Below are 22,125 nucleotides of genomic sequence, written 5' to 3' on the forward strand. Positions count from 1 at the left end.
TCCTGCAGGAGCGTTCTTGTCTGTTCGACGATGCCTGACTAGTTTAGCCAGGTCCGTTAGCCGCCCCGTCCAAATACGGGGAGGCTCCCCGTTTATCAAGAGGGCTTGTTGTGGTGTCTGTGTCGAGCGTCCGTCCAGCACGTGTAGATGCCCGGCAAAATCGCGCGCATATTCTGGAGATTGCCGGCCGCGCCTTTGCTGAAAACAGCGTGGATCTGTCGATGGATTCGATTGCCCGGATGGCCGGAGTGGGATCAGGAACGTTGTACCGTCATTTTGCGAACAAGGATGCCCTGCTCGTCGCGCTGCTCGCGCCTCATCATGATCGGCTGGAGCAAGAGAGAGCAGCGATCGAAGCAGAAGAAAGCGACGCCGCGCGCATATTGGAACGGTGGATCGATGCCCTTGGCGATTGGATGCTGGCCTATGATGGCCTGTCCGAGCCATTGCGATCTGCCTGGTCAGCCAATAGATCACCGCTTAAAACCACATGCCAGGCTCTGGTCGAGACTACAGACCGGCTTTTGCGGTCGGCGCAACGCGCGGGTCTCGCCCGTCCGAACCTGTCCGGGCAAGACATATTTCTTGGAGCATTGGCGGTGGCCTGGGCGTGCGGCAGAGCGACCGCGCACGACGCTACGCGCGCTGCCCTTCACAGTGTTTTCCGATCTGGCTGGATTTTGGATGCGCACGAGACACCTAGTCGCGATGACCGATAAGCTTTAGCGCCACATGCCGTCTCAGCAGCGTCAGACATGCTGCCGCTGCCTCGCCTCGATAGCCCGATAGCTTTGCGTGTTCAGACCAAAGGCACCTATCGCAAAGCCGATCAACGAAAGCGGCAGAGCCAGGCTCACCAGGGACCAGGACAGCATGTCGCTCGATTTAAAGACATAATCCGTGATCAGGCCGACGATCGTTGGACCAAGGCCAATCCCACACAGAGCAAGGATCACATATTGCAGAGCGATGATCTGACCGCGCATGTTGGCAGGTACGGCCTCCTGGAGGGCCAGAGGTGTCGCGCTCTGCACAAGGGCGACGCCAAAGACGATAGCGCCGAAGAGCAAGATAACCAGCCATGGCGCATAGACCAAGGCGAAGACCGATGCGGGCAACATTGCGGCAAAGCCGAAGAGCATGGGCCGGGTGCGCGCATCGGGTCGCTTAAGGCCAGTCAAATGGTCCGAGATCGCGCCACTTATGGATGTTCCTATGATGGAACCTGCAATCATCACAAGTCCGATCGCGCCTGCCATATAGGATGGCGCAAGGCCAAAGCGACGCTCCAGCAAGGTGGGGACCCACGCTGCGGTTCCAAAGGCCACAGTCGCTGCCAATGTGCCTGCCGCTGAAATCCGGATAAGAAGCGCTTTATGCTTCCAGACATAGTCGAGAAAGTCTGTGATCGACGCGACCTCACCTGACCCAACGCCGCGGCGCCGAGGTTCCCTGACAGTCAGCATGAGAAGGCAGGCCAAAAGCCCGGGAAGGCCTGCGAACAGGAATAAAAGCCTCCAGGGCGCGAAACCGACACCGCCAAGGCTCAGACCGGCCGATGGAATGACCTGCAGCAAAAGGCCTCCCAACAATACCGAGCCCCCTCCGCCTATCGACATGGCGACATAGTAAAGGCTCGTTGCGCGGCCACGCTGGCGCGGTTCAAAAAAATCAATGATCAAAGAGTAAGCCGCCGGGGCAAGAACCGCCTCCCCAATGCCGACACCGGTTCTTAGGATAAGCAACTGGGCATAGCTCTCGGCAAAAGCAGAAAGGGATGTCAGAAGACTCCAGCCCAGCAACCCCAGAAGGATGATATTGCGACGACTTTTACGATCGACCAGCCATCCGAAGGGAATACCGAAAATCGCATATGTAATCGCAAATCCGTAGCCGTGGAGAAACCCAAACAGCGTGTCGCTGATCGCGAATTCCTTTTTCAGCGGTGCAACGATGATCGAGGTTATGTGACGATCAAGCTGCGAGAGGAACGCGACAATGCACAAAATGGCGAGGGCATACCAAGCGGCGGAGGTCCGAAAGGCTTCAAGTCCGGTTGCATGCAATGATGCATGGCTCCCCCCTCGCAGCCGCTCATGAGATATTGCCGTCTCCGCTTCTTCAACCATCTCGCGACTCCTCAGGAGCGGCAGCCTTTTGCATATAAGATTGACGATCATCAAGTAACATTTGCACGAGGCGAACCCAGGGGGCTGGCAAGCCGCCCAAGAGCGCCAGTTGAGTCAGGCAGTAAATATCTGTTATAGCAAGTGAAATTGAGATTTTACTCACTCAGACGCACCGGACGGGCAAGCTTTCACGGTAGAGGATGCGTATCGCGAAATGAGCAGCCATATGGAGATAAAATCGTTGCCGCTTGGGAAAAGTGGAGTTGACGCCCCTCAAACAAGACGCATAGAGGGGGTGTGTCCCCAGGCTAATTGCAAATGACTTCTTTGCAAATCGGGGATGGGTCCGCCGGCGCGCCATATCGTCAAGAGCCAAACCGATGCGAATTGATAGTGCCTAAGCGTTGCCCGCCAGTAACCCAGTTGTCTGTAGTATATGGTCCGGGCCGGCGCCATGCCAGACCAGCCAAGTGGTTGCGCTTGCTCAAGACGCGAGTTCTTGGACTATTTCCTTTTGGAGCAAATGGCAATGAAATCCAAGAACCCTATCGCAACCCCTGATTTTGTGGCTGCCTCGAACGCTATGGCGGCGCGGTTTGGCTCGGGATTCCAAACGTCCAGCGCTATCTGTGAACAGCATGCAGGGTTGGAAGGCCATCATAGGCACCAGATTCCCGACGCAGTACTGAGCGTATCGACGCTCGACGATGTTGTCGACGCTGTGGCTATTTGCCGCACGCATCAGATCCCGATCATTCCCTATGGCGCCGGCACCTCTCTTGAAGGACATTTGTCCGCTGTTCAGGGCGGCATATCCCTCGACATGTCAAAGCTCGATCACATCATAGAGATAGACGCCGATAATTTGCGATGCCGGGTAGGCGCAGGGGTCACGCGAGAACAGCTCAATCTTGCGCTGCGGGACAAAGGACTATTTTTCCCAATCGATCCGGGCGCAAACGCCACGCTTGGGGGCATGGCATCAACCCGGGCATCTGGAACAAACGCCATTCGCTACGGGACAATGCGCGATAATACCCTTTCGCTACAGGTCGTCCTGGCTGACGGGAATGTGATCGAAACCGGAACCAAGGCAGCCAAAACGGCGGCAGGATATGATTTGACCGCCCTTTTTGTGGGGTCAGAAGGAACGCTTGGCATCGTGACCGAGCTCACACTCAAGCTGTCGGGCATTGCCGAAACGATCATCGCTGGAACCTGCCATTTTGACGATCTTCATGGCGCCGTCCGCACGGTCATCACCGCTATCCAGATCGGTATTCCCCTCGCGCGGATCGAACTTCTCGACGATGCGCAGATCATAGCTTGCAACAGCTATTCCGGACTTGGTCTCCCGGCCAAACCCACCTTGTTCCTCGAGTTTCACGGCAGCGAACATGCCGTGTCAGAACAATCGGCTATCTTTGCCGAGATTGCACAAGCAAATGGGGGCAGCGCCCTTGAGATTGCATCACAGGCTGAAGATCGCACCCGTCTGTGGAAAGCCCGGCATAATGCCTATTTCGCGGCTAAGTCTCTACGCCCTAACGCTCTTATCTGGTCGACCGATGTATGCGTGCCCATAGCCAGCCTTGCCGAAAGCGTGCTGGAAGCGCGCGAGGAGATTGAACAACAAGGTCTTCTTGCGACAATCGTGGGCCATGTGGGCGATGGCAATTTTCACGTTCTGTTCGTTCTTAATCCAGAATGCCCGGAAGATCGGCACAAAGCCTCGATCGTCAATGCGCATATGGTCGAACGGGCACTGGCGGTGGGTGGCACATGCACCGGCGAACACGGTATCGGGATCGGCGTAAGCGGTAAAAATCCCCCACGTGGCCTTGGGAGCGGTGCTGTCATCTGAGTGATCAGGCGGCGCTTGCGATGCTGCTTAGTTCGAACGAAGCTTGGGCGGCGTTGGCATCGAGCCAGTTGTACGGCAACAGATCGTCGATGGGATCGGTGTCTGCGCGGGTGATGATCCGGGCCAGGACATCGCAGAGATAGGCGTAGGGATTGACGTCCAGCATCTTGCAGGTTTCGACCAGCGAGGAGATCGCTGCCCAGTTTTCGGCGCCGAGTTGGTGGCCGGTGAAGAGTGCATTTTTTCTTTGGAGAGTCACCGGCCTGACGGCCCGTTCGGCGGCGTTGTTGTCGATCTCGATCCTGCCGTCGTCGAGGAACCGGGTAAAGCCCGCCCAGCGCTTGAGCGCATATTTCATCGCATCGCTCGTTGCCGATCCAGCCATCATGCGCGGTGCGGTGGCGGCGAACCAGGCATGGAGCTTGTCGACCAGTGGACGGGTTCGCTCCTGCCTGACGGCAAGGCGTTCCTCGGCCGCGCGCCCCCGGATTTCCTTCTCGATGCGATAGATTTCGGCAATGCGCTGCAAGGCGTCCTGCGCGACCGGGGCATCGCTGCCTGCATCGACGAAGCCGCGTCGCAGGTGAGCCCAACAAAAGGACTTCGTGACGCCGGCGTCGGCGCTATCATCCTTGCCGAACTGGTCATAAGCCTGCCAGGCATCGACCTGTAGGATGCCCTGGTATGACCCTAGCAACTGCCTGGCCCACATTTTTCCGCGTCCCGGCATATAGGTATAGAGCGCCAGAGGCGGATCGACGCCGCCATGAGCGCGATCGTCGCACACTATGACCCACATGTAGCCGGTTTTCGTCTTGCCCGTTCCCGGTGCCAGCACCTTGACCGTAGTTTCGTCGACGAACAGACGGGCACGGGCAAGCGCATCGGCGCGCATCCTGTCGGTGATCGGCATCAGCGCAGCGATGCCGCGACCAACCCAGTTCGCCAGAGTGGCGCGGCTGATCTCGATGCCTTGCCGGGCGAAGATCTTCGACTGACGGTAAAGCGGCAAGTGGTCGCAATATTTGTTGATCAGAACATCGGCGATCAGCGCTTCGGTCGGCAAGCCGCCCGGCACGACATGTGCCGGTGCCAACGCCTGGCGAACGCCGTCGCTACAGCAGCGGCAGGCATAGCGGGGTCGGATCGTCACCATCACACGATGCTGGGCCGGGATGATGTCGAGCCTTTCGGACCGGTCCTCACCGATCTTGTGTAGCGCCCCGCCACAGGCACATTCCAGGCTTTCGGGCTCGATCACTGTCTCGAAGCGCGGCAGATGCGCTGGCAGTGATGCGCGCTCGGCATCCGGAGCCCGTCGACGACGCGGCCTGAGGCCATAACGTTCGGCCTCCTCGGCGGTCTTGTCCTGCAAGCCATCGGCTTCGCCAAGGGCGACGCCCTGGTCTTCCAGCGTCAATGCCAGTTGATCGACCGGGAGCTTTTCCGAACGCTTGCCGAAGGTCGAGCGGTTGATCAGCTTGAGGATATGTTCAAGCCGCGCCGCGCGAGCGCGCTCGGCCAGCACCATCGCCTTGAGCTGCTCCACATTATCGGGAAGCTCGTCATATCCAGCCTCCGGGCTGGTCTCGAGAGGGGGTTCAGGATGCGCCGCCACGCCCGTATTCTAGCCGGTTTCGCACGGCTGGGAACACCCCTGCGCCAGACAGAATCAGGCGTGCGATCTACTGTGCATGAAGTGGTTTTGGCACGCGCGGCACATGCATGCGCGACCAGTCCAGCCCCTCGAACAACGCCGAAGCCTGGGCCGCCGACAGCTTCATCACGCCGTCTCCCGGTCGGGGCCAGCGGAACTTCCCATCCTGCAACCGCTTCGTCACGAGTACGAGCCCGGTGCCATCCCATAGCAGGAGTTTTATCCTGTCTGCCCGGCGTGCCCGGAAGACAAAAAGCATGCCTGAGAATGGGTCGAGCCGCAGTTCCTGCTGCACCAGTGAGGCGAGGCCTACCATGCCCTTCCTGAAGTCCACGGGCTGGGTTGCAACCAGCACCTTCAACGGCCCGGGCGGGATGATCACGTGGTCACCCGCGCGGCCAGGAGCACCCGCTCGATATGGTCGGCATCGACGTGCGACGGGATGCGGATCGACAGCCCGCGGGTCTCGATGACGATCTCACCGCCACTCCTCAGGCTCGCGGGCAACGATGACACTGAGGGCGCCGGTGGCCCGGAAGATGGCGGCGGTACGGGAGGTGCAGCCGGGTCTTCGATCACCGCGGGAACAAAGGCCATCCCCTCGGCCCGCTCTCGGAAACGCCCTCGCCAGTTATAAAGCTGTTGCGGGAGCATGCCATGACGCCGCGCCACCTCAGACACATTCGCTCCCTGCTTGAAGCTCTCCTCAATGATCCGCGCCTTCGCCGCCGGAGTCCATCCACGGTTGCCATTCGACAAGGGAATGACATCAAGACGCTCGGCCTTGCCTACCCTCTCAGCCCTTTCAGTTTCGAAACCCGTTTCGAAATCACCACTCATCGCAACCTCGCAAATGCAAGGCGCACTAATTACCAAATCGCCAAATCATGAAAATGTGGGGGATTTTTACCGCTTACGGATCGGCAAGCAGGAAAGCCTGATAGCCGAACGAGGCGCTCATGCCGTAGCCATCATGGCGATGATCAAGCAAACGCTCGATCCTGGGGCTATATTCAATCCTGGCAAAATCTTTGCAGGCCCACAGCCCCTTCCCTAATGTGCTTATGACGCCGTGCCATCTGGCCTTGCCATGCAGGGCCTGGCCCCGGGCGCGGGACGCCTGCCATATGTTACGCGCGCGGGACACGCTTCAGGCGACGGGCCATCTTGCCAGCCGCCAGGACAGCGAGATTTAATCGGGACCGCCGCTGCCCGCCAACTGAGATATCTATAGCTCAGCACTTTATAGATAATTTCAGCAAATCTAGAAATCCATCGATAGTGGAAGGCAATTTCTCCTTGCGACCACGCCCTGGCTCAAGCAAGCGAACGTAAACATAACCTCGCAGAAATTCATATATTATTCGTGCCGTTTTATCGACATCCACGCCATCTTTGATGTGGCCAAGCTGCATTCCTCTTTCTATCGAATTGGAGAGGATATTGAGCGTTTCCTTCTTTCGCTTTACGATTAGAACTTTCACCTTGGCATGATAGGGCGCTTCTGCAGCAAGCCGCATAAAGGCGCTGAATGAAAAATAATCTCTATCTGGCACTTGCGCGATATATCGAATTTTAGCCGAAAGATCGTCGAACCCGTTATCGATGTTCTGGATATCAGACATGTTCCCGGAAAATGTCGCCAGAATGTTTTTGGCCAAGGCTTGAAGAAGGCCGTCCTTGTTGCCGAAATAATGATTGATCAGTTCATAACTGCAGCCGGCGGCCTGACCGACATGTTGTAGTGAAAACCGATCATAGCCGCGTTCTACTAGCAACTCCTTAGCGGCCTCCAATATGCGGGCTTGAGACTCCTGGCGGCGTTCCTCCTGTGTCCTGCGCTTTAACGGCTTGACCGCCACCACTTACCTCCCACTTGCTATTCACCTGTTCCGCGCGCCTCCCAGGCCCGCCAAACGCGCAGCTTTTGCCCAAACGTGGCTCAATGGCAATGTTTTCATGTAGCGCGCAACCGATGATAAGGTGCTGCAAGCCTGGCTCATGGCAGAAAGGCCACGAGAAATCCCCGTTGCGCCAGCAGCAGCGATGGGTTTGCTTCAGGGGTGGGTATGAGAAGCGGCGCTTGCAGGCCCGATGATATTTGTTTTTCCAAAGCGTCGCGTGTGAATCCGTAACATAGTGTCTTTCGACATTGTCACAGCCTGCAGTTCTGGGCAGAAAAATAAGTAACAGCAAGACATTGAAAGGCCGCTGCCTGATCGCGCCGTCAAGGCTCAGCTGCGATCATTGAGGCAGAGCAGCGCAGGAAAGCGATGGGCCAGATCGCGCGCCGAGGCAGGGGCCACAGACGTTTAGCGCCGGACGCAAGTGATCGCTGACGCGCGCCCGAAAAAGCGCGAGACGACAAACGCCTTGCAACGGCGTTACAAGATAAGGGAAATTGCGTCCGTCAGGACGCAATTTCCCGTGAAGCTATCAAAATTGCCTGATACTCATTCGGCAGCTTCAAGCATGGGCTGGGATTCTGTGATCGCCGCCCCTTTGGCCATATCCACCGTATACGTATCTTCGCGAGCCTTGAGAATCTTACCCGGCTTGGCCCAGGTATAATTGCCTTCTGCGATGATCGGCACGCCATTGACTATGACGTAGTCGAACCCCTCGGCGCCGGTGTAAAGACGTTCGCCATCGGCTGGGAAGTCTGAACGGAATTCGACCGGCTGGACGGCAACTCGCTCGAAATCAATGATGTTCAGATCGGCATATTTCCCAACGGCGATAACACCCCGGTCCTTAAGCCCCATGAATTGGGCAGGACTTTGGGTGAAGTAGTGCACCGCTTCTTCGATCGGCATCAGGCCATGTTCTTTCACCGCATATTGGATGAAGCGGGTTCCATGAGAATAGGCCTCGAGCACGTCAAGATGGGCACCACCATCATCACCGCCCCAAATAGTGCGACTATCCCGCATGCATCGCACGATATCCTTCCAGATAGCCAGCTCGTCCGCATCAGGATCGTTGGGGACGAAGACAGTCTGAAGATCATCTTTGACGATCATGTCCATAATCGCCTGAAACGCGGTTCGCCCCTCTTCTTTGCCGATCTCGCCCATCATGCGGCCGACATATTTCTCATTCTCCGCAGCCTTGACGCCCTGAACGAGATAATTGTCGAATTTCGCACGATATTGTCCGTTGGCCCCTTCGGGCAATTTCTTCGCATCTTCTTCAAGCTGCTGGCGCATGACGGGATCCGCAAACGCAGCGACGCGCCCGGCATGATCCTTGCGGTAAACGTCCTTCCAGACGCCGGGAAACATATCAAAGCCAAGCCCATTCTTGAAGTTGATGTAGACACCGACGGGGCAGGAGGGTGCCTGCACCCGCAGTTCAGCCCCCATCTCACGCGCGACGTCCGTACACGCCATCTTCGCGTCCATCATATCGGGCGCGTGCAAACCTGGTATCAGGAGCGGCCATGCATAGGGCCGACCGCTCGCAAGGCTGACTTCCGCCATCCTTCGCATCTGTTGCGCATCCGGCTTCATGCCCGTCAAGACATAACCAGTCATGGTCCCTTCATAGTCCTTGACGACGGACATGAGTTCAAGGAGCTCCTCATGCGGGCTATGGAGCGAGGGCACCTCTTCGCCGTCATGGTCGACATGGGTTTCAATATGGCTGGACGAGAAGCCGAGCGCGCCTTCGTCGAGCGATTGGCGTAACTGGGCCTTCATGGCGTCGATATCCGCGCGGGTGGACTCGCTGTCTTGCGCGCGCTCGCGCATAGCGTTGACCCTCAAGGTAGAGTGCCCGACCATGAAGCCTACGTTGACGCCGACGTTCCCGGTCAGCTGCTCGAACATTTCAGCCGTGCTTTCCCAATTTATCCGCGCGCCCTGGACGAGAGATTTATAGGGGATACCTTCCACCTTCGCGAGCATCGGCACGAGATATTTGAGTGAGTCCTTGCTCACAGGCGAAAGCCCAAAGCCGCAATTCCCACAGACATAGCTCGTGACGCCATGCATGGAATGTGGGCGCAACCAGGGATCCCAGGTGACCTGCGCGTCATAATGTGTGTGGGTGTCAACAAAGCCCGGTGTCAGATAACGTCCGCGCGCCTCGATCACCTGCTCGCCATCGACATCATCTGTGCCGACATAGGCGATACGTCCGTTCTTCACGGCCAGATTTGCTTCGAATGCGGGCTTGTTGGTGCCATCGATGATGCGGGCGCCGCGAATTACCAGGTCATACATTTACGTTCCTCCACCTAAGGCTCGAGCTTTTGCTTGATGGATATCAAATTACACTTAAATTGAGCCGATACGCAATAGTGGTGCATAAAAAGCGTAGTTTTCTGCGCAAATCTTTGACATTTCCATTATATCTCGTTTTTGCGCATTCTATATGATTGGCTACCAGTTGAAGATAACCGACCTCAAGATTGTCGAGATGCTGCGGCACAGCCCGCGTGCCTCCCATCGTGCGATTGCAACGGCTGTTGGCCTCTCAGAAGCGATGGTGGGCAACCGGATTCGTAGATTGACCGATACTGGCGACATCCGCGTTATCGGCCAACGCAGCGCCATTCCCCTTGGCTTTGACATTGTGGCCCATATGGACGTTACGGTCGTCGCGGGTCAGATCGACACCGTTGCACGCGCACTGGCGGCGAACCGTCGGTTCGGGGTGGTCGATATCGTGTCCGGGCCAGCGCACCTGATGGTCGTAGCGCTGGCGCGAAACAATGGTGAGATAATCTCCCTGATCGAGAATCATCTGACCTGCGCCGATGGAATCCAGCGTGTGGAGATCAATGCGAGCGGCCGGACGGTTTCGATGCTTGGTCAGGAGCGCCCGTCGGCCACCCGAACGCGCAGGCCGCAGAAACTCGACAGTCTTGACCGGGATGTTATCAAGTTGCTGCGTCAAGACGGCCGCATGAGCAACCGGGAAATTGCCCGGCGCCTCGATATTCCCGAAGCGACCGCTCGCTTACGTTTACAAAAGATGCTCTCAGCCGACATGCTGCAATACAGGCTTCAAATCCATAAACGCATCGCGCGCAACCTTTCGAGCGCCTATATCGGGATCGATGCCGACCCAGCGAGCGCCAGCGCTGTCGCCAGGAAAATCGGCATGCTGCCGGGCTGCTTCTATTCAGGCCTTACGCTGGGCAGGCATACTATTTTTGCCTATTTCCTGACCTCATCTCGTGAAGAACTATATAGCATTGCTCGGCAATCCATCGAGAGAATTGAAGGTGTCCATGCCATATCGATAAGGGAGGTTCTTGATGTGGTGAAACATCCTACGCAAATAGGGGAAGCTTGAAAGGATATCTGCGCGGAGGCGGCGTAACCACCCTCCTCTCGATCGGACGCGAAGCCATTCGATCTGCCATATCCTGTTCCAGCCCAAGTCTGTCGGCATTCCAGCACGAACCAGCATTCTGAGGCGAATTGCGGTCTAATACACGCGCCGAAGTCCGCCCTTTGCCGCAACGTGAATATGCCCGCTAGCGGCGGCACCGTCTTGCAAGGAGGCAGGCCCTGCACCATTGCCGGACTCTGCCTCTTCTCATTTGGTCCAAATCGGGTTTTAAAATGGGAGCGCGGCTCAGGGCGCTGATGCCGCCGAACCATCCGCCCTCAATATAACGCCACCCCGCTCAATGGGCGAGTCCCTTGACGATTTCCTCGACCATCTTCTTTGCGTCTGCAAGCAGCATCATGGTGTTGTCCATGTAGAAGACCTCGTTGTCGACGCCGGCATAGCCCGCCCCGCCCATGGAGCGCTTGACGAAGAGCACCGACTTGGCATTCGCCACGTCCAGGATCGGCATGCCGTAGATCGGCGAGGCCTTGTCGGTCTTGGCCGCCGGGTTGGTGACGTCGTTAGCGCCGATGACGAAGGCGACGTCGGCCTGGCCGAATTCGCCGTTAATGTCCTCCAGCTCGAACACCTCGTCATAGGGGACGTTGGCTTCGGCCAGCAGCACGTTCATATGCCCCGGCATGCGGCCCGCGACGGGGTGGATCGCATATTTCACCTTCACCCCTTCCTTCTTGAGGATGTCGCCCATCTCGCGCAGCGCATGCTGCGCCTGGCTGACCGCCATGCCGTAACCCGGCACGATGATGACGCTTTCGGCCTGCTTCATCAGGAACGCCGCGTCTTCCGCGCTGCCCCGCTTGTAGGCGCGGTCGATCACCGGACCGCCAGCGCCCGCAGGGCCGCTTTCCGCGCCGAAGCCACCCGCGATGACGCTCAGGAAGCCACGGTTCATCGCCTTGCACATGATGTAGGACAGGATCGCGCCCGACGACCCCACCAGCGCGCCGGTGATGATCATCGCGCTGTTGCCCAGGGTGAAGCCCATCGCGGCGGCGGCCCACCCCGAATAACTGTTCAGCATCGACACCACGACCGGCATGTCCGCCCCACCGATCGGGATAATCAGCAGGAAGCCGATGGCGAAGCTCAGGCTGATGACGGTCCAGAACAGCCAGGGCATCTGGGTCGGCGCGGGCATGGCATAGAACCAGCCGATCAGGCCCAGGATCGCGATCAGCGTGCCCAGGTTGATGACATGGCGCCCTGGCAGCATGATCGGCTTGCCCGACATGTTGCCGTTGAGCTTGAGGAAGGCGATGACCGAGCCGGAGAATGTGATCGCGCCGATCGCCACGCCCAGCCCCAGTTCGATGCGACTGGCATTGTGGATCTCGTTGGTGACGAGGTCCGCGATGCCGAAGGCGCCGGGGTTGAGATAGGCGGCCGCGCCCACCAGCACGGCGGCCAGGCCGACGAGGCTGTGGAAGGCTGCGACCAGTTGCGGCATGTCGGTCATCGCTATCCGCCGCGCGGTGATGAAGCCGATGCCGCCACCCACGATGATCGCGCCGATGATCTCGGGCAGGTTCAGCACGTCATGGGTGAACAGGGTGGTGGCGATGGCGATCGCCATGCCCGCCATGCCGAAGCGGTTGCCGGTGCGGCTCGACGCCGGGCTGGACAGCCCGCGCAGCGCCAGGATGAAGAAGACGCCGGCGACCAGATAGGCCAGGCCGACCCCCCAGGGGATCTGAGCGACCTCGTGCATCACTTGCGCTCCTTCTTCTTGTACATCGCCAGCATCCGCTCGGTCACAGCAAAGCCGCCGAAGATGTTGACCGACGCCAGCACGACCGCGAGCAGGCCCAGATATTTGGCGAGCGCGCTTCCCGCCTCGGCCGACGCGACCAGCGCGCCGACGATGATGACCGATGAAATGGCGTTGGTGACCGCCATCAGCGGCGTGTGCAGCGCGGGCGTCACCGACCACACGACATAATAGCCCACGAAACAGGCCATGACGAAAATCGACAGGATGGCAATGAAGTCCATCGTTTCTACTCCCCTATCCTCCCGACCCATTTGAAAACTGGGCGCGAGAGCCGTGGCGGATCAAGCCGCCGCTATATTGTCAGCTTGCCAGCAATCGCTCGTTCACGATTCTGCCACCCTGCGTCAGCCGGATGGCGTTGCCGATTTCCTCGTCCAGCACGGGCGCGCCCTTGTCCTTGTCCCAGAAGGCGGACAGGAAATTATAGAGGTTGCGCGAGAAGAGGGCCGAAGTGTCGGTCGCCAGACGCGAGGGCACGTTGCGATGGCCGACGATCTTGACGCCGTGGCGCACGACCACTTCGCCCGCCACCGCGCCCTCGACATTGCCGCCCTGCTCGACCGCCAGGTCGACGATCACGCTGCCCGGCTTCATCGTCGCGATCTGCGCGTCGGTGATCAGACGCGGGGCAGGCCGCCCCGGAATCAGCGCGGTGGTGATCACGATGTCCTGCTTGGCGATGTGCGAGGAGACCAGTTCGGCCTGCGCCACCTTGTATTCGTCAGACATTTCGGTGGCGTAGCCGCCAGTGCCTTCGCCCTCGATCCCGGCGGCGGTCTCTACAAAGACACCCTTGGCGCCCAGCGATTCGATCTGCTCCCTGGTCGCGGCGCGCACATCGGTCGCACTGACCTGTGCGCCCAACCTACGGGCAGTGGCGATCGCCTGCAGCCCCGCTACACCCACGCCCATGATGAAGACACGTGCAGCAGACACCGTGCCAGCTGCCGTCATCATCATCGGAAAGGCGCGGCCATATTCGGACCCGGCGTCCAGCACGGCCTTGTAGCCCGACAGATTCGACTGCGAAGACAGGATATCCATCGACTGCGCACGTGTAATGCGCGGCATCCAATCCATTGCCAGCGCTTCGTACCCAGCCTTAGCGTAGGACTCAACTCGCGCACGATCGGCAAATGGATTAAACCCTGCAACAATCCAGGCACCCTCTTTTATCCCCGTAAGAGTGACGGGATCTGGTGCCTGCACTGCCAATATGATGTCAGCCCCTTCAAGGACCGATATGAGGTCGGCGACGACCGCGCCCGCTGCGGCGAAATCGGCATCGCCAAGCATGGCCGTCTCGCCGGCTCCGCACTCGATCGCCACTTCAGCCCCCAGGTCGCGAAATTTCTTCACTGTTTCTGGAGTGGCAGAAACACGCCTCTCGCCGATCGCTCGCTCTTTGATGATTGCTATTTTCAATGCCGTTCCTGTCGATATAGCGGCAACTCTCGACGGCAATCGTCGATCGGCCCTCTGCCCCAACACATTGTGGAGCGGTAAATTCCGCATGACGATGTCGGACGCCCAGGGACTCCAACCCGTATCAAATTTTCGCAGAGCTTCTCTTCGACTGGAAAGCTGCCCTGCCCCGCCTTGGTTGCAGGTGGACAACTCCGCCGGCTTGGGTCCCATATATGCGCACCCAAGCAGTCAGCCATCCTCCTCTGGCTGCCTGATTGCACATTACTTGATAATCATCAAGTAATATTATGCCTGCGCAGGCAACTGGCGAGATACATGGATGATCCACCCACGATCGACCGTTGCGTATCCATGTCAGGCGACTGCGCACGTTAGCCCGGAAGGCGCCACAAGATATTGATTTCCTGAGTAATAAGTCGTGCCACGTCACGAAACCCGGCCTTCCCTCGTACGATCAAGCCGACTTTGCGGCAGAGTCTTTGTATGGCGCTCCTGTCTGGGCATTCTAGAGCAGCTACCAGTTCTCATACTGCATTTTGCGCTCTGGCCACCTGAAGGATTGGTCCGGCGGCATGATCCGGGGCAAAAATTTGACCGATTTTCCGGAACGCCTGACCATCGACCTGTCGTGGACCGCATGGCGGACCTTGCTTATTGCTTGTTACATATCAAGTAATAAACTTGACGATTACTAAACATGATGCAAGCAATAACCCGCCTGCGAATCGGCAGCAAGCCAGATGCGACCTTCAGAAGAGGCGCACGACGAGGGAGAGGATATGAGAAACGTCCATGACGGCGCGTGTCTGATTGCGTTATGCACGGCTCTTGCGTGGGTTGCGACACCTGCCCATGCTCAGGAAGACGCACCGGAACAGCAACCGCCCGTCGGCCCCAAAGTCGATAGCTTAACCAACGACATCATCGTCACAGCCCGTAAGCGCGCCGAGACCTCTTTGTCAGTCCCTGTGGTCATGACCGCCGTCAGCGGAGAGCGGCTTACGCAGCTGGGAATCAATTCAATCGATGCACTTGGCAAGCTTGCGCCTAATCTCCTGTCTGGAGAAGGCGGGGGATCGCAGCAGGGGATCGTAGCCATCCGCGGCATCTCTGGTTCGGAAAGCAATCCCACCGCAGATCAGGCCGTCTCCTTCAATATCGATGGCGTCCAGGTGTCGCGCTCGGTCGTACGTCGGCTTGCGATGATGGATCTGGCGCAGGTCGAGGTTCTCAAGGGGCCGCAGGCGCTTTTCTTCGGAAAGAACAGTCCTGCTGGCGTCATATCGATCAATGGCGCAGAGCCGACACAGTCTTTTCAATCGCGCATGAGCGCGGGCTTTGAACCCTATGGTTCGGAAGTGACCGCTGAAGGCTTCGTTTCCGGCCCCATTACCCCGGAGCTTGGTGCAAGAGTTGCTGTCTACGGGTCACGGCTCAAGGGCTTTGCTGACAATCTCATCGACCCGTCCAATATTTATGCGCCTTCCAACCGAGATGTCGGCAAAGCGAAGGAGTTCGCCGCGCGCGGTACGGTCAAATATGAGCCAAGCTCCACAATCACGGCCGTTTTGCGCGTAAACTACTCGTCGCTACGCACCAACGGTCCGCTTGATAATAGCCAGCTTGTCGACTGTCCGACGGGAAGACCGCAACTTGGCGATCCCATTGCCTGCAAGGCCGATGACAAGACCTATTTTGCAGCGCCTGGGCCGTTTGCCAATCGGGTCAATTCCCGTTTCGGCGATGGTGATCCTTTTCTCAGACAGAAGCAGCGACTGTACAGCCTCAATTTGTCATGGGACCTAAGCGATCAGTTGAAACTGTCTTCAATCACCGGCATTTACGATCTGACATCCCGGATGAACGACAATACCGCCGCGACCGCCAACCCGGCGGGAGTAAGGCCTGCAACGATCGAGCTCGACTTCCTGGAACACTCGCAGGAAATACGCCTCCAGAGCAGCTTCGACTCATTTCTGAATTTCGTTATCGGCACGCATTTGTCCGACAGCGACATTCATAGCCTGACCCAGACCTATACCGGCGCGGTAGCGCTTGCACCAGGATCTTCATGGGACCTGATACAGAAGGGCAAGGCCTATTCGGGCTTCGGCCAACTCATTTTGACGCCGTTCGAAGGCCTCGAAGTGAGTGGTGGTGGACGTTACTCCTATGAGCGTAAACGCCTAAGTCAGGTGCGAAGCGGATTTCCACCGGTCGATCAGTCATTGGCCGTCACGCGCGCTACGTGGAAGAACTTCTCCCCGGAGGCGACCATTGCCTACCGTCCATCGCAGTCCCTCACAATATTCGGTTCCTATAAGGAGGGCTTCCTCTCCGGCGGGTTCGATGCCCCTGGGGTCCGGATCGCCAATAGTGACGTGCGTTATGGTCAACAGACGGTTTCAGGGTTCGAAGGGGGCGTCAAGGCGCTGCTGTTTGACCGCCGGCTGCGCGTGGATCTCACAGCCTATAGCTATGACCTTAAGGGCTTGCAGATATCCACCAATGTCGGCGCCATCCTAAGCACCCAGAACGCAGGTCGGGTATCGACCGACGGCCTGGAGTTTACGGCCGACTATCGCACGCCGATTGATGGATTGTCACTCAATGGTGCGCTGGCCTATGCCGATGGCGTGTTCGACGAATATATCGTCGCGTGCTATCGCGGCCAGACCCAGGCCCAGGGCTGCAATTTCGGCAACCGCGGTGCCAATGGCAACTTCTCGCTCCAGGACAGGTCAGGCCAGCGGCTATCCCGCTCGCCCAAATGGTCCATCAATGGCGGCTTCTCCTACAATCTCGATCTTGCCCATGGTCAGCAGATCGCAATTACCTCCAACATATCCTATCTAAGCTCCTTCGATACCGATCCGACCGGAAACCCCGGCGGCCTGCAGCGGGGCTATGCCCTCCTCGATGCGACCATGAGTTTCAGGGACAGCTCGCGGCGGTGGGAATTCGCTGCCTTGGGCAAGAACCTCACAAATCAATATACCTTCCTGCGTAGCTCAGGCGTAGTGGGAACCGGCACCGCACCGGGCGGACTGGCAGGGATGCGTGTTTCGGAAAATCCCGGACAGTTATTTCACTAAATCGCGGACAGGCATTTCGGTAAATACGGGACAGTGATTCCGCTAAATCCCGGACAGGGTTTGGGACAGGATCAAGGTTAGGTTTTGTGATGCGCCGCTCTGGCATTGTTGCTCCTCATCGTTGCGATGGGAGGGGTGATGCCAAGGCGGAAGCAGACGAGACGAACCGACGTGAAGGACATGCGATCGATCCTCCGGCTGACCTACGATCAGGGTTTGTCGGTACGGGCCGTGTCAGAGCGGCTGAAGCTTAGCAAGACGACGGTGTCGACCTATTTACTGCGGGCGCGCGAGGCTGGGCTGACAGGCTGGCCGTTGCCGGCCGGCTACGACGATGACACAGCGATCGAACGGTTGGTGTTCCGCCGTGTCGGCCGCCCTCCTCAGGATCTGGGCGAGCCGGACTGGCCAGTGGTTGCGCGGGAGATCAAGCGCAAGGGCGTGACGCTGGTTTTGCTGTGGCAGGAATATCGGGCTGCCCATCCCAACGGCTATGGCTATACTTGGTTTTGCGATCGGTTCCTGTCCTTCCAGCGGCGGACCCATGTCAGCTTTCGCAATCGGCATGAGGCTGGAGCTGTCCTGCAAACCGATTATGCTGGGCAGACTGTGCCGCTGATCGATCCTGTGACCGGCGTCATCACCCAGGCACAGATCTTCGTAGCGGTGCTGGGTGCTTCATCCTTCACCTTCGCAATGGCTAGCTTGAGCCAGCAGTTGCCGGACTGGATCGACGCGCAGTGCCGGGCATTGGCCTTTGTTGGCGGCGTTCCGCGCGCGATCGTGTGCGACAATCTGAAAGCGGGCGTTGCCAAAGCGCTATGGTTCGAGCCCACGCTCAGCGCGACCTTTGCGGCGATGGCCGAGCATTACGATACGACGATCCTGCCTACCCGGAGCCGGCGGCCGCGCGACAAAGGAAAGGTCGAGGGCGCAGTGTTGATCGTGGAGCGCTGGATCCTGGCGCGGCTGCGCAATCGGCGCTTCTTCAGTCTGGCGGATCTCAATGCCGCGATCGCAGACTTGCTGGTTGATCTCAATGATCGGCCCATGCGCCATGTCGGCAAATCCCGTCGCGCAATCTTTGACGAGATCGAACGGACGGCATTGGCAGCGTTACCTACGTCGGTGTTCGAATATGCCGAGTGGAAACGCGCCAAGGTCCATCCTGATTATCATGTCGAGGTCGACAAGACCTTTTACTCCGTGCCGCACGGACTGATCGGTCGGCAGGTCGATATCCGCCTGACGCATCGAGTAGTCGAGATCTTCTACGATCATGCGCGGGTCGCCAGCCATATGCGGACATCGCAGCGCCGTGGGCACGTTACCGTGAATGAGCACATGCCCAAAGCGCATCAGCGCTACGCGAATATATCGCCAGCGAGCCTGATCGAGCGCGCCAGGAAAACGGGTCCTAACACAGCGACGTTCGTGGAAAGGCTGATGGTCGACAAGCCGCATCCCGAGCAGGGCTATCGCTCCGCCATGGGCATCCTCTCGTTGGCCCGGCGCTACGAACGCAATCGGCTTGAAGCCGCCTGCGATCGGGCGCTGGTGATCGGCGCTGTCACCTACTCATCCGTCAACGCCATCCTCAAGGCCGGGCTCGACAAGATCCAGCCGGCAACGGGGCCACTCAAACCGACACCGGCGCACGGCAACATCCGTGGTGGGTCCTATTATCAATGAAGAAAGGACGATCTTGTGCTGACGCATCCTACCCTTGATCAAATGCATAGCCTGGGGCTAGCAGGCATGGCGGCCGCATGGCGCGACATTGCCGAGCAGGACACCGCTGGCGATCTGACCCGAGACGAATGGCTCGGGCTCATGCTTGACCGCGAGATCGCCACTCGCGCCGATCGACGGCTGACCAATCGTCTTGCCAGCGCGAAACTGCGCTTTGTCGACGCCTGTGTCGAAAATATCGACTTCGGGGCGCACCGCGGACTGGATCGCCGCAATATCCTCTCTCTCGCACAGGGCGCCTGGCTCAAGGCAAATGAGAATCTCATTATCACCGGCCAAACCGGCACGGGAAAAACGTGGCTGGGATGTGCGGTCGGGCGACAGGCAGCGCGCCAGGATCACTCCGTCTTATATCTGCGCATGCCGCGACTCTTCGAGGATCTTGCTCTTGCGCGCCTCGACGGTCGCTTCCCACGCGTCGTTGACAAGCTTGCCCGCGTTCAGCTGCTCATTCTGGACGACTGGGGTACCCATAGCCTCAACGATCAGCAACGCCTTGATCTACTCGAAATCTTCGAGGAACGGTATCGCCGTAGATCCACACTCATCACCGCCCAGCTCCCGGTGGCGGCCTGGCACGAAATGATCGGCGAGCCCACGATCGCCGATGCTATCCTCGACCGCATCGTCCACAATGCCCATCGCATCACGCTAAAAGGTGACAGCATGCGGCGACAAAAAGCTCCGCATGGCTTGACCCAGGACGCAAATATCGAAATCACTCAACCATGACAGCAACCAGGCATCCACTGCCTACACCAGCTGTCCCGGATTTACTGAAGCGCTTGTCCGGGATTTAACGAAGCAGCTGTCCGGCTTTTGCGAAATACGCATGGCAGGGACACTATCCGATACGCAGGCCTATGTCAGCCGGGGCAGGCAAATCATGCTGCGCGCAACTTATCGCTTCGGTGGCGATGCAGCCAACTAGGGGGCTTTGAATCTGACGCTCCCGTCAATGCACATAGGTGATGTTCCATGCTTACACCGCTTGACGATTATCTGATCCACCAGACTATCGACACGCTCGATCACGTCGCCACAGGCGATCCGCGATTTCAGGATCGCGGCTTATTCAATATCCACGCGGCAGGTTCGGAATTTCTGTTCCAGATAGGATTCGGCGTCTTCCCCAATCGCGACATGATCGACGCTTGGGTCTGCGGGGTCCATGGCGATCAACAATATAATCTTCGCGTCGCGCGCCCACTGCGTCATGATCGCGGCAATCTGAACGTGGGGCCGCTGCATATCGAGGTGATCGAGCCTATGCGGGTCTGGCGGATCTGGACCGACGAGAACGCCTATGGCGTACATTGCGACGTGACATTCACCTCCCGCACGCCGGCTTTCGAGTTTAGACCGGTATTCATCCGGCGCGATAATATGGTCGACCATCATCAGATGCATGTCATGCAAAGCGGAACCTATGAGGGATGGGTGAATATTGGCGGCAAGCGGTTCGATGCCGGCCTGATTGGGTCACGCGACAGGTCCTGGGGTGTGCGCGGCGCCTTCCCGAACCAGGTGATCGACCCGAAGACCCACGCACCTGTTGGCGAAGAAACAAGGGGGGCGCCAGCTGAAGACAAAACGCGTCGTGCGTGGATTTCAGCTGAATTTGCTGATTACACGCTGCACGGCTGGTTCTGGACGGGCGTCCATGGCGAACTGCTCATCGCCGACGGCGCGATCCTGTCGACAAGCAGCGAGAAGATCGACACGATCTTTTGGAACTGGGAGCAGCCACTCGTCCGCAAGAGCGAGAGTGGCGAGGCAGTCTCGGTCGCACTGACGCTCCTTGATCAGGCAGGCAGGCCAATCGAGCTCGAGGCCACCCCACTCCTTCAAAGATCGCCCGAAGGAAATGGCTATTTCAAGGGCTATTATGGTCGCAAGCGGCTCGACCTTCATGTCGAGGGAGAGAGTTTCGATATGTCCGATCCCGCATTCCGTCGGGAACATGGCTATATGAACGGGCCAATGCTGGCGCGGTTCACGCATGACGGCAATATAGGCTATGGCGTGATCATAACCGCCCTCTTCGCGCGGCGGCACTAAGGGTGAGTCCGCCCGCCGCCATCGATCTAGCGCCGGTTCTCCTAAGCCAGCTACCCGCCTGGCTAGCGAGCCGTCTTGGACCTTCCGCGATCGTAACGGGCGTTCACAAGCTCGCCGGCGGCTATTCCAATGAAACCTGGCGCGTCGATTGCCGGGTGGAGGGCGCCCCCTTTGCCTTTGTGTTGCGACGCTCTTCAAAGGACGGCGTGGCGTCCCCCTTCGACATGCAGCTTGCTGATGAATTCGCCTTGCTTAAAGCCCTAGCGCCCACGCCGATCCCCGCGCCCGAACCGTTATGGCTGGAACGCGATTCCGCGCTTCTGGGTGAGCCCTTTCTGGCGATGGCCTGTGTGGGCGGCGAAACAGGGCCACGCTTCTTCCCGCTTGACGATCCGGCGCGCGACGCAAAACTGCAATCCTATGTCGACACGCTCGCCTCGATCCATCAACTGGACTGGGAAGCGCACGGTATCGGCCGGATTCTTGCCATTCCCACTGCACAAAGCTGCGCGCAGGATGCGCTGCGCCATATGATCCAGATTGTGGAGGGACGTGGGGTGGGCGACGATCCACTTATAAGGCGAGCGATAGCCTGGCTTCAGGAGCGTCTGCCACCGCAATCGCGTGTCACACTTGTGCATGGTGATCCGAATATCTCCAATTACAGGTTCTGTGGCAGTTCGGTCGTCGCCGTTCTTGACTGGGAACTAGCGAAATTGACCGATCCGGCCTGGGATCTTGCATTTTACTGCGGGTCTCTGGTGAAATTCTTCCATTCCAGCAGCCTCGTTCAAGCACGCGAGCGAGAGCGATTCCTGGATCTATATGAGGAACGCACCTCTCAGCGTTACGATCTGGCATTCTGGGACGTTCTGTTCATGCTGCGCGCAGCGTCCGGAAGCCAGCTGGCGGGCATGCGGGGCAATCAGACTGACGCCTACCGGCAGCATCTCAAGGTTTTGACCGCATGACAGGGACCGTGCCCTCTAGCGATGCCGGCC

18 protein-coding genes are annotated in these 22,125 nt (G+C 58.5%); 9 read left to right on the forward strand and 9 right to left on the reverse strand.

Annotation, left to right across the window (positions count from 1 at the left end):
- Window positions 1-110: 110 nt before the first annotated feature.
- Window positions 111-719 (forward strand): TetR/AcrR family transcriptional regulator, encoded by a 609-nt coding sequence (locus U5A82_RS03120; protein ID WP_326288552.1) that lies wholly within the window; start codon window positions 111-113, stop codon window positions 717-719.
- Between the two features lie 30 nt (window positions 720-749).
- On the opposite strand, the gene U5A82_RS03125 is transcribed toward U5A82_RS03120, so the two are convergent.
- Window positions 750-2,129, reverse strand: a complete 1,380-nt coding sequence (locus tag U5A82_RS03125; protein ID WP_326288554.1) for an MFS transporter — start codon at window positions 2,127-2,129, stop codon at window positions 750-752.
- 499 nt (window positions 2,130-2,628) lie between these two features.
- Between U5A82_RS03125 and U5A82_RS03130 the strand changes: the two genes are divergently transcribed.
- Window positions 2,629-3,993: an FAD-binding oxidoreductase gene (locus tag U5A82_RS03130; RefSeq protein ID WP_326288556.1), complete on the forward strand. Its 1,365-nt coding sequence runs from the start codon at window positions 2,629-2,631 to the stop codon at window positions 3,991-3,993.
- Window positions 3,994-3,997: 4 nt separating this feature from the next.
- Here the strand turns inward: U5A82_RS03130 and tnpC are convergent, their stop codons facing one another.
- From tnpC to tnpA, 3 genes are all read right to left on the reverse strand, one after another.
- Complete coding sequence (gene tnpC, locus U5A82_RS03135) at window positions 3,998-5,524, reverse strand: IS66 family transposase (RefSeq protein ID WP_326288792.1); 1,527 nt, start codon at window positions 5,522-5,524, stop codon at window positions 3,998-4,000.
- Window positions 5,525-5,678: 154 nt separating this feature from the next.
- Complete coding sequence (gene tnpB, locus U5A82_RS03140; RefSeq protein WP_278391367.1) at window positions 5,679-6,032, reverse strand: IS66 family insertion sequence element accessory protein TnpB; 354 nt, start codon at window positions 6,030-6,032, stop codon at window positions 5,679-5,681.
- Entirely contained in the window at window positions 6,029-6,490 is a 462-nt protein-coding gene (gene tnpA / locus U5A82_RS03145) for an IS66-like element accessory protein TnpA (RefSeq protein WP_326288525.1), read from the reverse strand. The genes tnpB and tnpA overlap by 4 nt, the downstream gene beginning before the upstream one ends.
- Before the next feature lie 13 nt (window positions 6,491-6,503).
- Here tnpA and U5A82_RS21680 point away from each other — a divergent pair, with 13 nt between their 5' ends.
- A complete protein-coding gene (locus tag U5A82_RS21680; protein WP_442802136.1) occupies window positions 6,504-6,707 on the forward strand; it encodes an FAD-linked oxidase C-terminal domain-containing protein in 204 nt (67 codons plus the stop codon).
- Between the two features lie 178 nt (window positions 6,708-6,885).
- On the opposite strand, the gene U5A82_RS03150 is transcribed toward U5A82_RS21680, so the two are convergent.
- Window positions 6,886-7,512 (reverse strand): TetR/AcrR family transcriptional regulator, encoded by a 627-nt coding sequence (locus tag U5A82_RS03150; protein ID WP_326288558.1) that lies wholly within the window; start codon window positions 7,510-7,512, stop codon window positions 6,886-6,888.
- A 591-nt stretch (window positions 7,513-8,103) separates the two neighbouring features.
- Complete coding sequence (locus tag U5A82_RS03155) at window positions 8,104-9,876, reverse strand: N-acyl-D-amino-acid deacylase family protein (RefSeq protein ID WP_326288559.1); 1,773 nt, start codon at window positions 9,874-9,876, stop codon at window positions 8,104-8,106.
- A gap of 151 nt (window positions 9,877-10,027) precedes the next feature.
- On the opposite strand from U5A82_RS03155, the gene U5A82_RS03160 reads away from it, so the two are divergent.
- Window positions 10,028-10,954 (forward strand): Lrp/AsnC family transcriptional regulator, encoded by a 927-nt coding sequence (locus U5A82_RS03160; RefSeq protein WP_326288561.1) that lies wholly within the window; start codon window positions 10,028-10,030, stop codon window positions 10,952-10,954.
- A 337-nt stretch (window positions 10,955-11,291) separates the two neighbouring features.
- Here U5A82_RS03160 and U5A82_RS03165 read toward each other — a convergent pair whose 3' ends face one another.
- The 3 genes from U5A82_RS03165 to U5A82_RS03175 form a co-directional block, all read right to left on the reverse strand.
- Window positions 11,292-12,725, reverse strand: coding sequence for an NAD(P)(+) transhydrogenase (Re/Si-specific) subunit beta (locus U5A82_RS03165; RefSeq protein WP_326288562.1), 1,434 nt, complete (start codon window positions 12,723-12,725; stop codon window positions 11,292-11,294).
- On the reverse strand, window positions 12,725-13,009 hold the full coding sequence (locus U5A82_RS03170; RefSeq protein ID WP_326288564.1) for an NAD(P) transhydrogenase subunit alpha part 2: 285 nt from the start codon (window positions 13,007-13,009) through the stop codon (window positions 12,725-12,727). The genes U5A82_RS03165 and U5A82_RS03170 overlap by 1 nt, the downstream gene beginning before the upstream one ends.
- A gap of 79 nt (window positions 13,010-13,088) precedes the next feature.
- Window positions 13,089-14,213 (reverse strand): NAD(P) transhydrogenase subunit alpha, encoded by a 1,125-nt coding sequence (locus U5A82_RS03175; protein ID WP_326288566.1) that lies wholly within the window; start codon window positions 14,211-14,213, stop codon window positions 13,089-13,091.
- Window positions 14,214-14,995: 782 nt separating this feature from the next.
- On the opposite strand from U5A82_RS03175, the gene U5A82_RS03180 reads away from it, so the two are divergent.
- From U5A82_RS03180 to U5A82_RS03205, 5 genes are all read left to right on the forward strand, one after another.
- On the forward strand, window positions 14,996-17,311 hold the full coding sequence (locus U5A82_RS03180) for a TonB-dependent receptor (protein ID WP_326288567.1): 2,316 nt from the start codon (window positions 14,996-14,998) through the stop codon (window positions 17,309-17,311).
- Window positions 17,312-17,449: 138 nt separating this feature from the next.
- Window positions 17,450-19,003: an IS21 family transposase gene (gene istA / locus U5A82_RS03185; protein ID WP_326287824.1), complete on the forward strand. Its 1,554-nt coding sequence runs from the start codon at window positions 17,450-17,452 to the stop codon at window positions 19,001-19,003.
- Window positions 19,004-19,045: 42 nt separating this feature from the next.
- Window positions 19,046-19,795, forward strand: coding sequence for an IS21-like element helper ATPase IstB (istB, locus tag U5A82_RS03190; protein ID WP_442802142.1), 750 nt, complete (start codon window positions 19,046-19,048; stop codon window positions 19,793-19,795).
- Between the two features lie 246 nt (window positions 19,796-20,041).
- Complete coding sequence (locus U5A82_RS21785; RefSeq protein WP_473964816.1) at window positions 20,042-21,124, forward strand: Rv3169 family protein; 1,083 nt, start codon at window positions 20,042-20,044, stop codon at window positions 21,122-21,124.
- Between the two features lie 2 nt (window positions 21,125-21,126).
- Complete coding sequence (locus tag U5A82_RS03205) at window positions 21,127-22,095, forward strand: phosphotransferase family protein (RefSeq protein ID WP_326288574.1); 969 nt, start codon at window positions 21,127-21,129, stop codon at window positions 22,093-22,095.
- The last annotated feature ends 30 nt before the right edge of the window (window positions 22,096-22,125 follow it).

The organism is Sphingobium sp. CR2-8, from assembly GCF_035818615.1.
Taxonomy (GTDB): Bacteria; Pseudomonadota; Alphaproteobacteria; order Sphingomonadales; family Sphingomonadaceae; genus Sphingobium.